This window comes from Mesorhizobium huakuii, assembly GCF_030160235.1.
GTDB classification, from domain to species: Bacteria; Pseudomonadota; Alphaproteobacteria; order Rhizobiales; family Rhizobiaceae; genus Mesorhizobium; species Mesorhizobium huakuii.
Genome location: NZ_BSNY01000010.1, coordinates 184,730 through 204,212 on the forward strand (window position 1 = coordinate 184,730; position 19,483 = coordinate 204,212).

20 protein-coding genes are annotated in these 19,483 nt (G+C 60.1%); 9 read left to right on the forward strand and 11 right to left on the reverse strand.

Annotated elements, in window-relative coordinates; translation table 11 throughout:
• The first annotated feature begins 78 nt into the window (after positions 1-78).
• Positions 79-3,126 carry a Ti-type conjugative transfer relaxase TraA gene (traA, locus tag QQK95_RS04155; RefSeq protein ID WP_284269184.1) on the forward strand — a complete coding sequence of 1,016 codons (3,048 nt, stop codon included), beginning with the start codon at positions 79-81 and terminating at the stop codon, positions 3,124-3,126.
• Between the two features lie 128 nt (positions 3,127-3,254).
• Positions 3,255-3,455 (forward strand): helix-turn-helix transcriptional regulator, encoded by a 201-nt coding sequence (locus tag QQK95_RS04160; protein ID WP_284269186.1) that lies wholly within the window; start codon positions 3,255-3,257, stop codon positions 3,453-3,455.
• Here the strand turns inward: QQK95_RS04160 and QQK95_RS04165 are convergent.
• A complete protein-coding gene (locus QQK95_RS04165; protein ID WP_096446113.1) occupies positions 3,449-3,685 on the reverse strand; it encodes a helix-turn-helix domain-containing protein in 237 nt (78 codons plus the stop codon). The two genes, QQK95_RS04160 and QQK95_RS04165, sit on opposite strands and share 7 nt — an antisense overlap.
• Before the next feature lie 119 nt (positions 3,686-3,804).
• Here QQK95_RS04165 and QQK95_RS04170 point away from each other — a divergent pair, with 119 nt between their 5' ends.
• On the forward strand, positions 3,805-4,398 hold the full coding sequence (locus QQK95_RS04170) for a hypothetical protein (protein ID WP_284269190.1): 594 nt from the start codon (positions 3,805-3,807) through the stop codon (positions 4,396-4,398).
• Positions 4,399-4,426: 28 nt separating this feature from the next.
• On the opposite strand, the gene QQK95_RS04175 is transcribed toward QQK95_RS04170, so the two are convergent.
• The gene (locus tag QQK95_RS04175; RefSeq protein ID WP_284269424.1) at positions 4,427-4,765 is read right to left on the reverse strand and encodes a recombinase family protein; all 339 of its coding nucleotides are present in this window, start codon (positions 4,763-4,765) and stop codon (positions 4,427-4,429) included.
• 784 nt (positions 4,766-5,549) lie between these two features.
• Here QQK95_RS04175 and QQK95_RS04180 point away from each other — a divergent pair.
• On the forward strand, positions 5,550-5,810 hold the full coding sequence (locus tag QQK95_RS04180) for a DUF982 domain-containing protein (protein ID WP_284269193.1): 261 nt from the start codon (positions 5,550-5,552) through the stop codon (positions 5,808-5,810).
• A 342-nt stretch (positions 5,811-6,152) separates the two neighbouring features.
• Here QQK95_RS04180 and QQK95_RS04185 read toward each other — a convergent pair whose 3' ends face one another.
• From QQK95_RS04185 to QQK95_RS04200, 3 genes are all read right to left on the reverse strand, one after another.
• Positions 6,153-6,416 carry a hypothetical protein gene (locus QQK95_RS04185; RefSeq protein ID WP_284269195.1) on the reverse strand — a complete coding sequence of 88 codons (264 nt, stop codon included), beginning with the start codon at positions 6,414-6,416 and terminating at the stop codon, positions 6,153-6,155.
• A gap of 435 nt (positions 6,417-6,851) precedes the next feature.
• A complete protein-coding gene (locus QQK95_RS04195) occupies positions 6,852-7,061 on the reverse strand; it encodes a hypothetical protein (protein ID WP_284269197.1) in 210 nt (69 codons plus the stop codon).
• Positions 7,062-7,072: 11 nt separating this feature from the next.
• Positions 7,073-7,252 (reverse strand): hypothetical protein, encoded by a 180-nt coding sequence (locus tag QQK95_RS04200; RefSeq protein ID WP_284269199.1) that lies wholly within the window; start codon positions 7,250-7,252, stop codon positions 7,073-7,075.
• A gap of 577 nt (positions 7,253-7,829) precedes the next feature.
• Here QQK95_RS04200 and QQK95_RS04205 point away from each other — a divergent pair.
• Positions 7,830-8,828: an AAA family ATPase gene (locus QQK95_RS04205; protein ID WP_284269202.1), complete on the forward strand. Its 999-nt coding sequence runs from the start codon at positions 7,830-7,832 to the stop codon at positions 8,826-8,828.
• A 25-nt stretch (positions 8,829-8,853) separates the two neighbouring features.
• Positions 8,854-11,445: a S8 family peptidase gene (locus QQK95_RS04210; RefSeq protein ID WP_284269204.1), complete on the forward strand. Its 2,592-nt coding sequence runs from the start codon at positions 8,854-8,856 to the stop codon at positions 11,443-11,445.
• 28 nt (positions 11,446-11,473) lie between these two features.
• Here the strand turns inward: QQK95_RS04210 and QQK95_RS04215 are convergent, their stop codons facing one another.
• A complete protein-coding gene (locus QQK95_RS04215; RefSeq protein ID WP_284269206.1) occupies positions 11,474-12,184 on the reverse strand; it encodes an SOS response-associated peptidase in 711 nt (236 codons plus the stop codon).
• Positions 12,185-12,315: 131 nt separating this feature from the next.
• Here QQK95_RS04215 and QQK95_RS04220 point away from each other — a divergent pair, with 131 nt between their 5' ends.
• Entirely contained in the window at positions 12,316-13,350 is a 1,035-nt protein-coding gene (locus QQK95_RS04220) for a COG3904 family protein (RefSeq protein WP_284269208.1), read from the forward strand.
• 173 nt (positions 13,351-13,523) lie between these two features.
• Here QQK95_RS04220 and QQK95_RS04225 read toward each other — a convergent pair whose 3' ends face one another.
• The 3 genes from QQK95_RS04225 to QQK95_RS04235 all read right to left on the reverse strand — a co-directional run bounded on the left by QQK95_RS04225 (position 13,524) and on the right by QQK95_RS04235 (position 16,110).
• Entirely contained in the window at positions 13,524-14,165 is a 642-nt protein-coding gene (locus tag QQK95_RS04225; RefSeq protein WP_284269210.1) for a tyrosine-type recombinase/integrase, read from the reverse strand.
• Positions 14,166-14,468: 303 nt separating this feature from the next.
• A complete protein-coding gene (locus QQK95_RS04230) occupies positions 14,469-14,774 on the reverse strand; it encodes a hypothetical protein (RefSeq protein WP_284269212.1) in 306 nt (101 codons plus the stop codon).
• A gap of 274 nt (positions 14,775-15,048) precedes the next feature.
• Positions 15,049-16,110, reverse strand: a complete 1,062-nt coding sequence (locus tag QQK95_RS04235; protein ID WP_284269214.1) for a site-specific integrase — start codon at positions 16,108-16,110, stop codon at positions 15,049-15,051.
• Between the two features lie 115 nt (positions 16,111-16,225).
• Between QQK95_RS04235 and dusA the strand changes: the two genes are divergently transcribed.
• Positions 16,226-17,224: a tRNA dihydrouridine(20/20a) synthase DusA gene (dusA, locus tag QQK95_RS04240; RefSeq protein ID WP_284269216.1), complete on the forward strand. Its 999-nt coding sequence runs from the start codon at positions 16,226-16,228 to the stop codon at positions 17,222-17,224.
• Positions 17,225-17,226: 2 nt separating this feature from the next.
• Here the strand turns inward: dusA and QQK95_RS04245 are convergent, their stop codons facing one another.
• Positions 17,227-17,934: a TIGR02281 family clan AA aspartic protease gene (locus QQK95_RS04245; RefSeq protein WP_284269217.1), complete on the reverse strand. Its 708-nt coding sequence runs from the start codon at positions 17,932-17,934 to the stop codon at positions 17,227-17,229.
• 113 nt (positions 17,935-18,047) lie between these two features.
• Positions 18,048-18,278 carry a DUF1289 domain-containing protein gene (locus tag QQK95_RS04250; RefSeq protein ID WP_010909481.1) on the reverse strand — a complete coding sequence of 77 codons (231 nt, stop codon included), beginning with the start codon at positions 18,276-18,278 and terminating at the stop codon, positions 18,048-18,050.
• Positions 18,279-18,476: 198 nt separating this feature from the next.
• On the opposite strand from QQK95_RS04250, the gene QQK95_RS04255 reads away from it, so the two are divergent.
• On the forward strand, positions 18,477-19,475 hold the full coding sequence (locus tag QQK95_RS04255; RefSeq protein ID WP_284269223.1) for a nicotinate-nucleotide--dimethylbenzimidazole phosphoribosyltransferase: 999 nt from the start codon (positions 18,477-18,479) through the stop codon (positions 19,473-19,475).
• Positions 19,476-19,483 lie beyond the last annotated feature (8 nt).

Below are 19,483 nucleotides of genomic sequence, written 5' to 3' on the forward strand. Positions count from 1 at the left end.
TCCCGAGATTTTTTCGAGGGAGGGCGCGCTTATACATCGTGCCGACGTGCGGTTTGCCGTGCAAATGATCCTGTCGCGATGGCGATCTATCATCTTCACGTCAAGGTCATTGGCCGCAAGGCAGGATCGAGCGCTGTGGCGTCGGCCGCCTACCGCTCGGCATCGCGATTGCGCGACGAGCGCATTGAACGCAGCCACGATTTTTCGGCCAAAAGCGGTGTCGTCCATTCCGAGGTGATGTTGCCTGCGAATGCACCCGAAGCCTGGCGCGACCGCGCACGGCTGTGGAACGATGTCGAGGCGTTCGAGGCGCGCAAGGATGCGCAGCTTGCCCGCGAGGTGGAGTTTGCGCTGCCGCGCGAACTCAGCCAGGCGCAAGGCATTGAACTGGCGCGCGACTTTGTACAAGTCGAATTTGTCAGCAAGGGCATGGTCGCCGATCTCAATGTGCATTGGGACAGAGCAGAGGATGGCAGTCCCAAACCGCACGCTCATGTCATGCTCACCATGCGGTCCGTGGACGAGAATGGCTTTGGCGCCAAGGTTCGCGACTGGAATGCTACCCAGCTGGTCGAGCGCTGGCGCGAGCGGTGGGCGGAGCTGGCCAATGAACGCATGGCCGAACTCGACATCGACGCCCGCATCGATCATCGCAGCCTGGAAGCGCAGGGCATTGCGCTGGAGCCGCAAACGCAGATTGGTGCGCCGGCTCAGCGCATCGAGGGCAGTGGCCTTGCTGCTGGCGACACTGAAGCAGATCGCGCCGAACTGCATCGCGAGATCGCGCGCAACAATGGTGCGCGCATCATTGCCGATCCATCCGTGGCGCTCGACGCCATCACCCATCAGCAATCGACCTTCACCCGAAAGGACATCGCGAAGTTTGCGCATCGACACAGCGACGGAATGGAGCAGTTCAACGAGGTGGTGGCAGCCATCACCAACGCACCCGGTCTGGTCGAGCTCGGCAGGGACGGACGCGGCGAAGACCGCTTCACCACAAGGCAGATGATCAACACCGAGCAGCGCCTTCACCGCGCGGCGGAGCGTATCGATTTGGACGAGCGACACGCGGTGAGTGATGCACATCGCGAGGCAGCGCTGGCGCGGGCTGCGCAACTAGGGCTTGTCCTTTCGGGCGAGCAGACCGATGCGCTTGCGGATATCACCGAGGGTCGCGGTCTTGGTGTCGTCGTCGGCTTTGCCGGAACGGGCAAGAGCGCCATGCTGGGCGTTGCGCGCCAGGCATGGGCAGCGGCGGGCTACGAGGTTCGAGGCGCGGCACTCTCCGGCATTGCCGCCGAGAATCTGGAGAGCGGATCAGGCATCTCGTCACGCACCATCGCCAGTATGGAGCATAGCTGGGGACAGGGCAGGGATCTGCTCACCGCGCGCGATGTCCTGGTGATCGATGAGGCCGGCATGGTCGGCACGCGCCAGTTGGAGCGCGTGCTCTCCCATGCCGCCAACGTCGGCGCAAAAGTCGTCCTCGTCGGCGATCCGCAGCAGCTGCAGGCGATCGAGGCCGGCGCCGCATTCCGCTCGATTTACGAGCGACACGGTGGCGTCGAAATTGGTCAGGTGCGCCGGCAGCGCGCGGACTGGCAGCGCGATGCGACGCGCGAACTGGCAACCGGCAGGATCGGCACTGCGATCGGCGCCTACGACGCGCAAGGCATGGTGCATCAGGCTGCAACGCGCAATGAGGCGCGAGGTGAACTCGTCGAGCGCTGGGATCGCGACAGGCAGGTGCATCCAGAGGCAAGCCGGATAATCCTCACCCACACAAACGACGAGGTGCTCGCCCTGAACCAGGCCGCGCGTGAGCGCATGCGCGCTGCCGGTGATCTCGGCGACGAGGTTCATGTGACTGTCGAACGCGGCCCAAGAAACTTCGCCAGCGGCGACCGTGTCATGTTCCTGCGCAACGAGCGCGGACTTGGCGTCAAGAACGGCACGCTTGGCATTGTGGAGGAAGTCACCACACAAAGCATGACCGTGCGCACCGATGACGACAGGTCGGTGCGGTTCGACCTGAAGGACTATTCCCACATCGACCACGGCTATGCCGCGACCATTCACAAGGCGCAGGGCATGACCGTCGACCGGACCCATGTGCTTGCAACGCCTGGCATGGATGCGCATGGCAGCTACGTCGCACTGTCGCGCCATCGCGACGGAATGGACCTGCATTATGGCGGCGACGACTTCGCGACCCGCGAACGCCTCGTCCGGACGCTGTCACGCGACCGCGCCAAGGACATGGCGTCGGATTACGACCAGGTCGACCCGGCGCAGGCCTATGCCGAGCGGCGCGGCATCACGTTCCGCGAGCGCGTGGTCGAGATCGTGCGCCGGATCGTTCCTGAGAAGCTGCGCGACAGGATCGGCGGACTGCTGGACGGGTTGCGCTCGCCTGGTGACGGCGAGCCGAGGCAGGAACGTGAACCGGGGCCGGGAAGGGAGAATGTCGGGGAGCGGATCGGAGATGCAGTCCGGACGCCCGGCAGAGGAAATCTCGGCACAGGTGTGCCGCGCGACACGACTGTGCCGGTGGACCAGGAAGCAGCGTTGCGCAGCGCTCGCACCCAGTCGCTTGTGCGTCATGCGCGCGCTCTCGACGCGATCCTCAGTACTGGAAATGCGGATGGCCAGGGCAGTCCCGACCAGATGCGCGAATTGACGGATGCCCGTAGCGCTTTCGAGAAGGTGCGGCCGCATGGCTGGCGCGATGCCGAAGCGGCCTATGTGAAAAATCCCGAACTTGTCCGCGAAGCAGGGGCAGGTCGCGTCAGCCGCATCGTACTTGCTATCCAGCTTGAAACGGAAATCCGCACCGGACTAGACAACGATCCCGGCCGCCGCGCCGATCGGTTCGTCGAACGCTGGCAGAAGCTCGACCGGACGGGACGGGAGCAATATCAGGCCGGCGACATGTCGGGCTACAAGTCAACGCGCTCGGCCATGTCCGACATGGCCAAGAGCCTCGAACGCGATCCGCAGCTTGAATCCCTGCTTGCAAACCGTAAGCGCGAGCTTGGCATCAACTTCGATTCCGGCCGGCGCCTTGGTGCGGAACTGGCGTTCAGCCATGGCATCGGCAAGGGGCGGGGCCTTGGGCTCTGACACCCTCCGATTTGCCACCGTTTCCACTCCGCAGCCGGCTGAGGCGACAAACCTTATTGCCTACGGCATGGGTTCGTCCTGTCTGTCCCAGCAGACATCAGCAAGAACCAGTGAGGTGCAGGCAAGCTATGTCCGAGCCGGATCGTATCATTCGCCTCAAAACCGTCCTCGCGCGGACCGGCCTCTCCCGCTCGACCATCTATCGCAAGATCACTGAAGGGACTTTCCCGGCCCAGATCAAGATCAGCATCAACGGGGCGGGCTGGCGGGAATCCGATGTCAATCGATGGATCGCCGATCCTGTTGAATGGCGAACAGAACATCACTGATTGCGTGACAAACGCACGCCAGGGCCGCCGCCATTCTCTGGAATGAATTCTATTCCAGCTGCTTCGAGTGACAGCTTCAGCACTTGCAGGATTGAGTCAGATGCGGGTTTTGAACCACGTTCGAACTGCACGATTGTCCTGACACTTACCTTGGATAGATCCGCCAATTCCTGCTGAGAAATGTCGAGAAGCCCACGGGCCGCGCGAACTTGGGCCGCACTTACCTTCATTGTCCAAATGCCCTGTTGCACAAAAAGTGCAAATATGCTTGTTTTAGGAAGCGACAGTTGGAAGTGGTGTGTCCGCCTCCAACGGTCTGACCACGCCTAGGCTTTACGGAGCTCGGATCATGGCTGATTCCGACCATAGCACGACTATGCCTCCCGTCACGAATGGCAAGACTGCCAACCCGTTGGACCGGTTGCCGCATGCAGACCCCGCAATTATGCTACTGCGAGATTGGTCGCGGGCGCAGCGCGTGTCCCAGGTTCTTTGCCGACTTCAACAGCGTCTAGAGAGGCGGGTTCTCGATGCTGTAGGCTCGGAAGCGATGGATAAACAGGTCGAATATTCGATCGCCTGCCAGGCGGAGGTCGAGGCGACAACTGCGGCTTTGAAGCTTCAGGACAAAATCCCACACCTACGGGCGCGGTCGCTTCTTGGCGTTGTCGCCAAGCTCGAAATCATCGCTGGTGCAGATCGCGACATCGACGATCCCACCGACTTTCCATGGCCGCATATTGCTTCGGTACTTGAGGACTTGAGGGAAATCGCTGGGAGCCCGCCACTTGAACGTCCTGGGCGGTCCGTCGTCCAGGCGGACTGTAGGCGTTACAAAACGGTGGCGGCCGACTTCGTCGGTCTGCGAATGCAAGGCGCTAACCTGCGCTTAGGGCAGGGGGCTGCGTCGGACAACATGGACCCGACTGAACACAGGCCTTGAAGTCGGCGGTGCGCCACTGAACGCGGTATTAGAAGTAGATCAAATCCGATCGACCTCGTGTCGGTGTGCAATTCACGAAGCAATCTGGAACGAACGACCCGATTTGCTGTCCGCCGCACCAGCTTGCCTGTCCGCGTGGTCGTGTCCAACGAGGCATCATCCAGCACCTTAAAACCCACACCCTTCTTCGGGCGTCTTTGACGATCTGGTAGAGGCGCGCAGCCGATCTCGCCAGCCGATCCACCTTCGTCACGACGAACACGTCACCCTCATGGGCAAACTCAAGCGCCTTCTCCAGCTCGGGTCGCGTTTCGTCTAAGCCGGACCGCTTCCCGCCGAAGACCTCCTCAGCGCCGGCAGCCGTCAGCTTCTCAAGTTAGGTGTCGAGGTCGTAGCCGGAGGAGCTACCGCGGGCATAGCCGATGATCATGACTGTTCACGTTCCTCCAAGAGTGTTGGTGCACATCATTTAGTGGACGATCAGTCGACATAATCAGGAGCAATGTTCACAAAGGCATAGGTTTGTGCACATCTCGGCTGTCGAGGCTGTTGCCCTGTGCTAGTGGTGTCCATAACCCTTCGACTTGGCCCCAGCGCACGCGATCAAGATATCACAACGGCCAACGTCCCGGAAATCGGTCGGCCCGCTTATCGTGGAACCTGAGGGGGGTAGGGGGGTCGGCGCGCGAGCCTGTTATCCGATCACCCGCGCAGATTTTTCCACCAAACATTCCGGCCCCTCCAAGGTGGTCAACGACCTCTTTTGCGGAGCCGGGGGGATGCTGGTGGGTACGCTCAATGCGCTGCTGGAGGTGTTCCGCCGTGGTCACGAAATAGTCACTGTTGTTCCGCTTGTCAGCCTGATTGTGTGATTTAAGTTCATGAGATGGGAAACCGGAGCCGGCGTCCATAACCGGCTCCTGATCGAGGGTCCACACCCGATCTAAGTCCCATGATGGCGGCGCGTCGGTCACTAGCTCATGACGGTGGTCGGCGCGTCGTCGCACATTTTTATCCAAGCATCGATGTAGGGTAGAGGCAAGCCTGAGCAAGGTCAGGTTGACATCACGATTGAGTTGATCGACTGGCCAGTGTGACGCACCCTCTGGAAATTTCTATCGGGCTTCAGGGATATCCATTAGCATCGCCTAATGGCTCTCCATTGGTTCAGCCCTCCCGTCCCTGTAAGCGGCGAACGCGCCGGCATGACCCACAACGTCAGCAACGTCGAGGCTGCCGCCGAACTCCTCCTTCAGTGGACCAAGCGCGGGCCTAAGTGGAACCTCGCGGTGCGCGTCTGCATGGCCTGCCTGGCTGACCAAGCGACACCGCAGGAGGTCAGGAGATGCTTTAGGCTCGCTGCTATCGAGGAGGGGGTCTTCCGTGCTGCTCATGAGGGGGCTGACGGGTAGTCGAGCAATTCGAAATAATGCTTCCAAAGCATCGTTTGCGAATGCCATACTGATAGCATGGCAGACAAAATCGCATCAGGTATCGTTGTCGTCCGCGTGCACATGACGGACGCTCTCGTCGGTGGCAAACCTACGGTTCAGCTTTGGGCTGCAGCGCTACCGCGCGCTGAAGCGGTTGCTGCGGTCCAGAAAGCAATCCCTAGCCACTGGATAGCCGAGCTTACGGACAAGAAGCTGACGCAAGATCACGTGAGGCGACTGAATATGAAATTAGGCGCCGTCTGCGAACTGAGTTCTGCGAGCTGAAGTAAAGCGCAGCGGAACGCTGAGGCCAAGCAGCCGTCACTCCATGTCGGGGACATCCCCGCCAACAAAGAGCGTTGTCGGCTCTCCGTACTCCCCGAGCGAAGGGTTTGCGTCACGCGACCACGCAATAACGCCGGCATGTTTCCCTGCCAGACCCTTTGCGGTCCTTATCGCCCGATCCTCGGTCTGCTGCTCGGCTGGTCCAAAGACAGGCTGAAGGTCGCCGGTCTCATCGCGGTCGAAGGCGGTGACGACTATCAGCTTGGGCATCTTCGGCTGCGGAAGGATATTGTCTGACATGCGAGATGACCTTCGTTGGAGGTTCGTTAATCGGTCCCACCGCGCTGGCGTCGATGCCACCCCCGGCTAAACCCAAAGCTCACCGCTGGAGCCCATAGAGCCACCTCGCGTTCCAATGAGGCGTTGGCGACAAGGAGCGCCTTCACTGCTTCTCGGGTGTCTCCACCCTTGGCGGCTATGGCCTGATCAACGGCAAGCTCCCAATCGATGGCGGGAGGATCGACTTGCTGTTGCTCAGCCGGCATTGCGCTTACCTCAAAGGCATTTCTCACCATCGCCACGATGCTCAAAACAGAACCAATGCGGTGCCTGCTTTGGCTTAGCGAAACCCCAGCCGGCATCTGCCGCAGCCAGGGCGCTCGCACCAATGATGCTGGATACCGGGGGCTGTGACGTGTTCTGGGCTTGGAAGCCTGACTTCGTCGCTCACGGCTGTCATCCCACAACGGGCGGCGTGTCATCGTAGCCGATGGAAACGATCCCCGGATGCCGGTGGGCGATGGCGAGTATCTGGGTCTCAAGCTCACAGTTGTAGGCCATGAGCGCTTTCACGGTCTCAAGCGGGCTCTCGTATCGAGCGATCAGCTTCACCGCTTCCGAGTGCAGTTCGGCTTTGCCTTCATCGTCCAAATGCATGATGCCCATTGCGGCTTCTCCTAACGTGTCGCGCGGCGCGGTGCCGTGAGCCCGTCGAGGCGATCCTGAAGGCGACCGTTGAGGACAATCATTTCCTTGAGTGCCTTCATTACGTCGCCCTTGTGGACGGTTACGAACTTGTCCGCGACGGCTTGAAGAGCTGCCTCTCGGCGGCTGTCGAGGGTCACGATGTGGGCCATTGCGTTTACTCCCGAACGCTTGGATATCCCTAGTGAACAAAAAGAGAACATAAATGTCAAGAGTGGATTGACTGAGAGAGGAATGGGTTCCTATTTTTGGGCCATGCCTGACACCGGTGGAAGACGAAAGCGCGGTGGCGAATGGAAGCTCAGCAATGCCCATGAGATCGGGCAGCTCGTGCTGATCCGCTGTGGGTTGTGCAACGTCAAGGGCTGGTACCTGCCGAGTGACTTGAGGGAAATCTTTGGGGACGTAGAGGCAGAGCTAGTTGGGAGCAAAATGAGCTGCAGACGATGCGGCAAGAACGAGTACATGCACGCCGAAACGCAGAACCCATCGGCACGAGAGCGTCAGGGCATTCGGGTTACTCGGCTTGCTGAAATCAGGACGGTGCGACGTATTATCTGGAGGGAGGAGAGTGATAGCCGCTGATGACGGGCCTTCGTCAGCTTGGAAGGGTCGCGTTGATCCGAAGTGAAATGGCTTGGAAACTTGGACTCTGCTATAGCGTCGGGACTCAGAACATGCACTGAGTGCCGCCATTCTTCCTTGAACATCGATTGCGGAGGTGCGCTGATGTCGACAAAGCAATTCATTGCACTTCTCAGCTCACACGTGGCTGGCGATGAAGATCAATTCATGTCTATTGCGCTTCAGGTGGCTGCCCAAGAAGCACGGGGCGGTAACACGGCCGATGCGGAGAAGCTGAAGAGACTGGTCCAACGAATGCGTGAGCGGGGAACTATCCCGCCTAAGGGGCAATCTGTGATCCCCCTTGCGCGCCCTCGGGGGGAACTCCAAGATCTTGTCCAAAGCTCCTATCCGAAGGCTAGTCTCGATAGCATGGTATTGGCCGACGGCGTTCGAGCTCGGCTTGATCGTGTCGTGAGGCAGCAGTCGGAACGCGCCCTATTGCGCAATCATGGACAGGTGCCCGCAACCCATCTCTTGCTTGTTGGCCCTCCCGGCACTGGCAAAACGATGACGGCTTCCGCGCTTGCTGGCGAACTGCGCCTCCCGCTCTTCATGGTACGGCTCGACTCACTCTTCAGCCGCTTCTTCGGCGAAACGGCGGGCAAGCTTCGGCTCCTATTCGACCAAGTTGCGAAGACCCGGGCGGTTTATCTGCTCGATGAATTTGACGCTATGGGCTCCAGCCGAGGAGACACCAATGACGTGGGCGAAGTGCGACGGGTGCTCAATTCGGTCCTAACCTTCATGGAAGAGCCGAATGCGACAGACAGCCTTGTTGTGGCGGCAACCAATCACCCAGAAATCCTGGACAAGGCGCTTGCGAGGCGGTTCGACGAGATCATTGAGTATGACGTGCCCGACAGACAAGCGGCGCGAGCAATTCTGACTCGCCGACTTGGACGCCTCAAGATGACAGGTAAAGGTTGGACAGAAGTAGCGGGCGCAACTGAGGGCCTAAGCCAAGGCGAATTGGTTCGTGCTGCTGACACCGTTGTTAAGGACGCGATCTTGGGAGGGGTCACAACTCTTTCAGTGTCAGCCCTTCGTGCCGCACTTGATGACCGTATTGCATTTAAGGGGCGACTAAACGCACATCGCTAGCGGTTCCTGGGGGGGAGCAATTTGAATGGCCGGAGAGGGTGAGAATTTTTCAGCGCACCAGTTGCCGCATCTACGCATTGATCCCTTCCGATTGCCCGCGCAGTATGAGTTTCCCAACCGGCCTCAAACCCGCGAACCGCGCCGCGACGATTACCACGCTCACGCGCAATTCTTGATTGGGCACCTTACCGCCGCGCTTGGTGCTATTCCCGCTCCCGGTGAGGATACCCGCTTATCCATCGTGGGGCAGAAGCGAGGAACGATAGTTGAACTCGATACGATGGTTCCCGCTAGCGATCTCAGTGGGCCTTCCAAAACGCCCGCGCTTGACTACCCAGCCCAAGACATTGTGGTGCTTCGCTCGACACGACAGGATGACAGGACTGAAACGGCTGTCCTTTTTATCCCTGACGACGCGCGCGACTTTCTACTCGGTCGCATAGAGAACTATGGCGCGGAGAATTTGGGCAACAAGAAACGCCCCGATGTACCGAAGTTCGAGCCGATCGAAGTTGTACGGGCTGCAGATGCGCGAACGCTCTTTGGCGGCCAAGTCGATTTCCAAGCGAAGGAGGCGAGCTGGTGGGAACTGTGGGTAAGGGAGCAGTCAACAGCGAAGCCCGGCCCTCGCACCATAGATGTAATCGCTGCTGCTCAAAATGCTGACCTCGCGGTTCACAACGAAAGGCTGAAGTTCCCTGACTCCGAGGTCGTGTTCGTTCACGGTTCGCCCGCTACTGTGGTGGCGTTTCTTGCGCGCATTCCCGGTGCGGTTTGGGAAGTGCGCAAGGCCGAGGGGAGTATCGAGCCATTCCTAGAATTAAGTGGCGATGGTTTTGGGCAACATGATTGGGTCAAGGAGCTTGTCGGCCGCATTCAAGGCCCCTCAAACGATGCTCCCGCCGTTTGCGTCATTGACACAGGGGTCGCTGCTGCACATCCGCTCATCGCGCCCGGCATTGCTGGAGCGTGGAGCATCGACGACCAGTGGGGCGCGGATGACCATCACCCACATGGGGGACACGGAACACCCATGGCCGGAATGGTGCTCTACGGGGACCTCGTTTGGCGGTTCAACGACAATCAACCTGTAGTCTTGAACCACAATGTCGAGTCGGTGAAATTTCTGCCGCCAAAGGGCTTTCCAGCCAATCGACCCTCGGCCTACGGAATCGTAACTCAATCCGCGATTGCCATAGCTGAAATCGAACGCCCAAATGTTGCGCGAAGCTTCTGCATCGCATCATCAACTGATGAATTCCCTCCCGACTCCCCTTCGTCATGGAGCGGAGCGCTCGATCAAATCAGCGCTGGGTCGATGCCAGGCGAAGCCAATGATGAAATTGCGGCCAAAGACCGTCCAAAGCGCCTTCTGATGGTGGCGGGCGGAAACGTAATCGGCGGAACCCTGCAGCAAGTCGAGCAACACCACACCATCGAAGACCCAGCACAGAGTTGGAATGCGCTGACAGTGGGGGGATTCACCACGAAAGGCGAATGGTTGGCGAACCTAAGGCCCCTTGCAGCGGTGAACGACAAGAGTCCGTTTAGCACCGGCTCTCAGAACCTCGCGGGAGACCTCACGCCGATCAAACCTGAGGTTCTCTTCGAAGCTGGGAACATGATGGTCAACGCGGCAGAAGACTGTGATTGGCATCCGGCAGTTTCTCTACTGTCAACGGGCTCTAACGTAGGCGACGAACCCTTGGTGCCCTTCTGGGCTACGAGTGCCGCAACCGCGATGGCCGGCAATTTCGTGGGCCAACTCAAGGCCGCCGTGCCCGGATTGTGGCCCGAAACATACCGCGCCTTGGTTGTCCAATCGGCTGAGTGGCCAACCCCGATTCGGCGAAAGCTCATCGGGACTGGTTCTCATTGGAAGGGCCTTAGCAAAGGAGCGGTGCAACTCCTTCTCCGAGATGTGGGGTTCGGCGTGCCAAACCTTGGACGAGCTATCGCCTCAGCGCGGAACGACATCACTCTGCTCGCTCAGGCGGAAATCCAGCCGTTCACGCTGGGGAAAGCCGGCGGCGCAGTGTTCAACGAGATGCATTTCTATGAGCTGCCGTGGCCGCGTAAAGCACTGCAAGCGCTTGAGAGCGCAATCGTTGTGATGAAAGTCACGCTTTCTTACTTCGTAGAGCCGAATCTGTCGGGGCGAGCCGCAACTCGGCCAGAGACCTATCGGTCCTACGGGCTTCGGTTCGAGTTGAAGAAACGGCTTGAGACTCACGAAGAGTTTCGGAAGCGCCTCAGCCTCCCTGAGGAGGAGCCGGGCGATGAAGCCAAGGAGAAGCCAGTCAAAGTCGATAAGACACCTGTCGAGCCAAGTCGTTGGCTGCTAGGGCCGAAAGCCGTTCAGGCAGGTTCTCTGCATTGCGATCTGTGGCGCGGCTATGCGGTCGATCTGGCCAGCCACGATCACATCGCAATCACCCCGGTTGGCGGATGGTGGAAATCGCACCTCGGTCAAAAGCGAGGCAATGACAAGGCCCGATACTCACTCGCGGTCTCCATCACTGCCGAGGGAAGCGAGGTTGACCTTTATGCGGAAATTGATGCGGAAGTGCAGGCACATGTCGACGCTGCTCAGATTGTTATCGCAGCATTGGGATAATTAGACCTTTTGCTGCGGATAGCCGGCCTTACAGCAAACGCAGTTGATCACCGGGAGTTGTGCCAAGCGGGAACTTGATTTGCGTCGCGGGCTTCTCGACGATTACAAGCGCGTCATCAGGTGTTGTGCGCTGCAACCCCTTCGCTTCCGACCAAGGGGCACTTAGCCAAATCTCGATCTCCTCTTGTGTTGTAAGGATGACCGGCATGGCCTTCTCGTGAATTGGCTTGATCAGGGCATTAGGGTCAGTCGTCATGAAGCCGTAGACCTCGTGATCGCCTGGGCCGTCTTTGACCTTTCGTACCCCCTGCCAAGGCGTCCAGAGACCCGCGAAGAAGAACAGCGGGCGCTCCTCGTCCAAGGCGAACCAGAAGTTCCTCTGAATGCCAGTCTCGGCGTCCTTATCGTTCTCCTTTGGGCTTGGTTCCGCGAAGCTGGTCACGGGCACCACACAGCGGTGCTCCACGCCGAGATATTGCTGCCAGTGGGAGTACTGGGGCTTGCGTATGTTGGTCGTGCCATAGTCTGCTTTACCCTTCACCCGTTCGGAAGGGGTCGGCATCCCCCAAAGCAAGTTGGCAACTTCACGCTCCCCGTCCAAGGCATTGCGGACCACTGGGCCGGGCCTGTTCGGATAGACGTCAATGGACGGCTCAAGGTTGCCCAAGATGTCCCGCAGGGCGCCGGTCCACTGGCGAATGGCCTCTTGTGACGTGGTGAGGTTGTAGAGGTTGCACATCGTTTTACTGTTCCCAACAGACACTGAGTTTCAACCAGTTCTCTCATCGCCAGTTGCCCCGGTCCAGTTGCCCCTTGAAATAGTTCTTTAAGTGGCTCTTAGTTGAGGTTGGTGGGTTTGGATGTTGGGTTATGCGTTCGGTTGTGAAGTTTCTCGCTGTCGCGTCAGTTATTGTCGCCGCAGCAAGTTCAGCTAAGGCTTTGGAATACAAGCCGGTATCGTCGCCGGGCGAGCTTCCGTTTCTCATCGTCTCCGGTGAATTTGGCGTCAACGAACGCCTGGATGAGTTTAGCCGCGCTGTCACAAGCAGTGGGGCTAGGGTGGTTGTATTCGACTCGCCGGGGGGCAGTATCGGAAGTGCAATGCAGCTTGGACGTATGATCCGGGCAGCCGGCCTTGATACGCTTCAAGTCCGCCAGTTGCAGTGCGCGTCGGCTTGCTCCTTGGCTTTCATGGGTGGCGTTCGCCGTGTTGCCGATCCGGGCTCTATTGGTGTTCACCGCTCATCCTTCGCCCCAGAGAGCGGGATGTCTACCGACGAGGCTGTGGCGAACGTTCAAGCCGTAACTGCTGAAATCATGTCCTACATGGCCGAGATGGGGGTGGACCCCAAGTTGATGGCCGTAGCACTGAGCTACGACAGGTCTGATATGCGATATCTATCCGCCAGTGAGATGGGTGAACTGCGCGTAACCAACATTTCCACCACGCCGCCGTCCATTGACACGTCGCGTGTGTCACCAACGCCCAGTCCGACTCCGGCTGAAGCCAGCGCAGACGAGCGGCAGCTAGAGAGCGCGGCGGTAGCATTTATCAAAGGCCTCATCGAGCACCATGGCGACAACGCAGATTTGGCGATCGCTCAGGTTCAAAATTCGTATGCTGGCATCGTCGATTATTACGGAAAGCCAACGGACCTAAGCTCGATCATCGCCGACAAGAGAAGCTATTTCCAACGATGGCCGGAACGGGGATACAATCTTCACGACGAGAGCGTCATAGTCACCTGTGCCAATGACCAATGCATGGTGTCGGGCACTTACGACTGGGTCGTCCGCAGCCTGCCAAGGCACAAGCAGGCAAAAGGTGTGGCGCGCTTCAGCTACACGATTGCGATTGGGCAGAACCCCAAAATCATCGCTGAGACCAGCAAAGTTATGCGCTAGCGCAGTACAACGTCCGCGAGGGGAAGCGACTATTCAGCCAACTGCAGCGAAGGCCTTCTCCATCGCCTCAGTTGCCACCTTGAGCCGCGCCTCTTCGCCCCCGTAGTTGTCCCCAGCGCCGCCCCCTGAGTGACCCATGATCGACCGCTTGAGTTTCTCGGGGACCCAAGCGATCACCAGCAAATCTTCCATGCGGTGCCGCAATGAATGGGGGTGACCTTCCTGTCCGTGACGGCAGCTCTGACGTGCTTTCCAAGCGCCGCCGAGGCTTTGTCGCCGCCGCCTTCATGACCGTAACGGGCGAACAGCATCTTGCGGTTACCCGCTGCTTCGACAGCTTCCCGCGCTGCCTGGAGCGCGTCACCGATCAAGGGCACTTTCCGGCGAGACACCTCAGTCTTGACCCTGCGCTCGTCATGCCACTCAACGTCGATATGCGGATATTGCGCCTCCAGCATCACGTCGCTGACCCGAAGTCCGGTAATCTCGGATAGACGGCAGCCCGTGCCCTCAAGCAGCCGCCAAATCTGTTGGAGGTCTATGGCGGCGCGGTCAAGCACGCGCTCCCGAGTCGCCACCAATTGCTCGGGGGTGAAGGGGAGCCTCTTCCGTTTGTCGGGCTCCCTACTGCTGTCGGCAACATCAAGCTTCTCAAATTGGTTCTTTGTGCCGGCTAGGTCGAACTCGCGAATGCCATGCGCAACGATGGCGCGCACGACATTGAGGTATCGGTCCACAGTCGCGGCAGTCGGGATTTCCTTCAACATGGCGTCGGCAACGGCTCTGGCATCGGCGCGCTTCATGTCCGCCAGCACGGGATCATAGCCAGAGCCCCTATGACGTGTCCGACCACGCGGTCGGCTTGTTGCTCGTCCCGCTTCTTCGATTTCTCGGAAGGATTGGTCTTGGTGAAGCGGTCCTTCAGATAGACTCGCTTGGCGTCCTCTAGGGTAGGTGAGGGACCCACAGGCGTATTTGAGGAGGTCAGTAGCGTGAGCAGTGCCCGGTCCTCAGCAGAGACGCCAACGGGGTGGTCGGTCTGTTCGTCCCTCGGATAACCTTTGACGTTCTCCTCAGCGACGACATCGCGAGCAATCCATTCGGCCAGTTCAGCAGGATCATCGGGCTCGCCGCTGCCAGCGCGGTATGGGTTGAAGCCGAGGTCCCGAAGTCGCTTGGTCGAACAGTTCGCGCGCTGTGAGCTTCGCCGCCGGGGCCTTCACCCCATGCAACTCGTCCCATGCTTTGGCGAAGATTTGCTCTGCCTCGGCGTGGGTTGCGTCATACTGCTTGCGCACCTCGGCGTCGGTTTTGCCTAGGCGAAGGACCATCTCTGTCTTGCCCAGAATGCCTTGAAGTGCCTTAGGCACCTTCCGTCGATAGACCTTCCGATTGCCGCGCGGCTGGACATGTTCCAGTGCCATTTTCATCCTCGGTGTACCCCTCGGTGTACCTTTTGGTGTACCTCGGAGGACGTTGAAACCCTTGAGTTCCTTGATTTCTGGGGATTGTCGGGTGGAAACTGGTGCCCCCGGACGGAATCGAACCGCCGACCTTCGGTTTACAAAACCGTAGGTCGTTTTACCGGCGGAAGTGATCGAGGCCCTGCTTCGTCGCTGCGCGATTGTAGCCGCGGCCATCCATCGGAGACGTTCAACGCCGCCCGAGATTGCGGACTGATACCAGCAATCGCGTCAACTACGCAGCCTTTGCCGCTTGGATAGTATGGAGCATTTCCGGCTTGAGGTGCGTATAGCGCCGCAACATCTTCCAATCCTTGTGCCCCGTGACCAGCGCTACCTGCTCGATTGTAAACCCAGCTTCAAAAAGGCGGCTCGTTCCTTCGTGCCGCAAGTCGTGAAAATGAAGGTCTTGGATGCCAAGCTCAGCGCACCCTCGACGGAAGGCGGTGCCGACTGACCTATGATTGAATGGGAAAATGCGATCATCGTCGTTGCTTCGTTTGGCGCGCTGCTCCTCAACAATGGTCCACGCGTCGTAACCGGTCGCCGCGAACAGCGGTATACGCTGATTGTTGCCGCTCTTGTTCCGCGGGTCTTTCCGGTCACGGATGAGAAGCATTCGCGTGCGAGTTTCCAAATCGGACCAACGTGCCTTGCAGATTTCCTCCTGGCGCATCGCGGTTGCGACGGCGAAACGAATGATTTGGCCGACTGGTGCCATCTGACGAGGGTTTGCGTCGAAGTGAGCGATGAGCCTGTCGAGTTCATCCTGCGTCGGTCGCCTGTCGCGCTGATGGCCTTTCCCAACGAGACCAAGCCTCTTTAGGGCGATACGCGCGAGATCAACCGGTTCAACCTTGACGGGCAGGCCGTGCACCGCAGCGGCATGAGCCAGAATGAGTTTTACAAAGCCGATGTCGATGCCGAGAGTCATTGGTCCGGCACCTTGGGCGGCTCGATCTCGACCAAAGCGAATGAGCCGATCGCGGTCGAGGGCCGCTATGTTGCACTTCCCGAGATGTCTTTTGAGCATATCGAGGGCCGCGGCCTTGGAGCGGCGAGGGGACTTGCCTACATCGCACATGTCGTCGATATGAAGGTCGATGAGTTCGCCGAAGGTTTTTAGGCGCGCAATACGAGACTTGGTCGGCGTCTCACCGCGATCGACTTGGCGCTCGGTTTCAGTTGCCCAGCGTCGTGCGTCGTCTCGGCGCAGGAAGGTCTCACTGGCGTAGCGACCCTTGCGACGGACTTGGACACGCCATGAGCCGGACGAGAGTTTTGTGTAGGTGGCCATTTTTTCGTGTGCGCTCCGTGTGCACTGAGAGATCGAAACGTGGCGAAAAGGGTCGTATTCTGGCGTAAATTCGTGTGCACTTGGCAGGTTCTAACGATTTGATGTTAAAGAAAAAATGCTGAAAAATCAAGATCATAGAGTGGCCGTGGCCCCGATGATGGACTGGACGGACCGGCATTGCCGGTTCTTCCATCGCCAGTTGACGAGCCGTGCGCTGCTTTACACCGAAATGGTGGTGGCCGATGCGGTCATCCAGGGCGCGCGCGATAGGCTGCTCGGTTTCGATACGGCGGAACATCCGGTCGCGCTGCAGCTCGGCGGCTCGGATCCGGCGAAGCTTGCCGAGGCAGCGCGCATCGGCGAAGCGTTCGGCTATGACGAGATCAACCTCAATGTCGGCTGTCCGTCCGACCGCGTTCAGTCGGGCACGTTCGGCGCCTGCCTGATGAAGGCGCCCGGCCTCGTCGCCGACTGCGTCGCCGCAATGAAGGCGACCGTGACAATCCCCGTCACCGTCAAGTGCCGCATCGGCGTCGACGAACAGGATCCGGAGCCGGCGCTGGATGCGCTGGCGAATGGGGTTTTCGCGGCCGGCGCCGACGCGCTGTGGGTGCATGCGCGCAAGGCTTGGCTGGAAGGGCTGAGTCCCAAGGAAAACCGCGACATCCCGCCACTCGACTATGACAGGGTTTATCGTCTGAAGGCCAAAAAGCCGAACGAATTCATTGGGATCAACGGTGGAATTCAGTCGCTTGAAGAGGCGCGGGCGCACCTCGATCATGTCGACGGCGCCATGCTCGGCCGTGCCGCCTACCACACACCAGCTATTCTGGCGGGCGTCGACGCTGCCTTCTACGACGCGATGCCCGAGGCGTTCGATTTCGCCGCGCTGATCGATGTCATGGCGGATTACGCGGCGCGCCACATCGAACGGGGCGGGCGGCTCGGCCATGTCACCCGCCATATGGTCGGGCTGTTCCATGGGCTGCCCGGTGCGCGCCGCTACCGCCAGATCCTGTCGACCAACGCAAACCGACCCGGCGCCGGGCCTGACGTGCTGAAGACGGCTTTCGCAGCCGTCGGATTCGGTGGAGGAGCCGCCGAGGCGGCCTAAGCTCAATCCCGCAGGATCATGCGGTCGCCACGCACGTCGAAGCCTGACAGCGAGCCGATGAAATTCATGCCGAGCAGGCTCTGGCTCAGCATGCCGGGCGCCGCGACCATCACCGTCATGTCCTTGCGTATGATGCCGCCGATCGCCACCGTGTCGGTCTTGACCGCCGCGGCGCGCGCCATGCCGTTGGCTGTCGAAACCGGGATCGTGTAGTTGAGCGCGGCGGGGTTGAAGCCGGCGGCCTGCGCATCTTCCGACGTCAGCACCGTGCTGGTCGCGCCGGTGTCGACAACGGCACGGACCGGGTTTCCGTTGACCAGGATGCGCGCTTCGAAATGGCCGTTGTCGGCCTTGTCGAGGGTCACGGTGGCGTGGCCGTCTTCGACACCAAGCGCCAGCGGGCTGCCGGGAACGAGGCCCGCGGTCACCCGGCTGGCGATGTCCTGCAGTTCGTAGCGATACTGGTAGCCGGCGATCAGCGCCAGCACGATTGCCGTCCAGGTGCCGAGGTTGCGGGCCATGTCGCCCAACGGGCGACCCGATCGCAGCAGGCCGGTGGCGATCAGGGCGCCGAAGGCGCCAAGCCAGATCAGCCGGCCAAAATCGTAATTCTCGACGCCAAGCGTGCTGCCGGAGGAATCGTTGAGCACAAGCAGGGCCGCCCCCACGCCGATCACCGCCATCAGAATCCAGAACAGTCGGCTGCTCATCCGTGCCTCGCTAGAGCAATTCCAGGAAAAGTGTGAAGCGGTCTTTCCCACAGAAATTGCCTTAAAACAAAGAGTTAGAGCGGTTCGCCGTTTCCGTGAAACGGTGAACTGCCCTAAAGTGCGTCGCGTTCGCGCGCCATGCGAGTGCGGCGCGTTTCGCGGCGCGGCCGGCGCTCGACCGTTTCCAGCCGGGCCGGCAGTTCGGCCATCACATTGCGGCGCGTTTCGGGCGTCATCCCCATCCAGGCGCCGATTTCCTCGCGCGTGCGGCCACAACCGAAGCAGAAGCCGGTTTTCATGTCGATCGAGCAGACCAGGATGCAGGGGGATTCGATGGCCGTCATGACTTTCTCTTGAGGATTCCATTCGGAATCCCGAGTTTCCATCTCCACATGGTGCAACGGCAAAGCCAATGCAAGACCTCGCGATAGCGCCTTCCCAAGCCATCTTTGCGGCAATCAAGGCGGATGTTTGGGAGAGGTTGTGCCGATCACGCAACGCGGCTATGCCGCTCACCAAATCCAGGAATGATTGCTCACGACATGACCAGCGCACTGCCTTTCGACGATTTTCGCAACCTGCTCGACAATCTGCCGGGAGCCGACCTCAAAGCCGAAGCGCGCGTGCGCACGCTGTTTGCCAAGGCCGACAAGCCAGCGCATTCGCTCGGCCGCATCGAGGACATCGCGGCGTGGCTTGCCGCCTGGAGCGGCCGGGCTCCGCCCGCGGTGACACGGCCGTTGATGGCGGTCTTTGCCGGCAATCACGGCGTGACCCGTCATGGCATTTCGCCGCGCCCGGTGGTGGCAACCGCCAACGCTGTCGAGCTTTGCGCGGCAGGCGGTGCGGCGATCAACCAGATCTGCATTGCCCATGATCTAGGATTGAAGGTGTTCGATCTTGCCCTGCATATCCCGACCGGCGACATCGCAGAGGATGCCGCGCTTGACGAGCGCGGATGCGCGGCGACCATGGCCTTCGGCATGGAAGCGATCGCGGGCGGCACCGACCTGCTTTGCCTCGGCGATCTCGGCGTTGGCAATTCCACCGTCGCCGCCGCCCTGTTTACCGCCCTGTTCGGGGGCAGGGGTGCCGACTGGGTTGGCCCGGGATCCGGCGCCGACGCGGCGATGCAGGCGCGCAAGGCGGATGTGGTCGATGCGGCGCTAGCCTTTCACCACGGCCATCTCGACGATCCGCTGGAAGTGCTGCGCCGCGTCGGCGGCCGCGAGTTCGCTGCGATCGCCGGCGCCCTCCTTGCCGCGCGGATGCAGAAGATACCCGTACTGCTCGATGGTCTTGCCGCAACAGCCGCCGCGGCGGTGCTTTATGTCGCAAACCCCTCTGCACTGGACCATTGTCTTCTCGCCAGCCTGTCGCCGGAGCCCGCGCACGCCAGGGCCGCCGAACTCCTTGGCTTCCGTCCGCTGCTTGACCTCGGCATAAGCCATGGCGAAGGGACAGGGGCTGCACTTGGCGCGGGCCTAGTCAAGGCGGCGGCGCTGACCAGTTCTGGCATGGCCGCGGCCGTGCGGGCATAGAGCCTTCC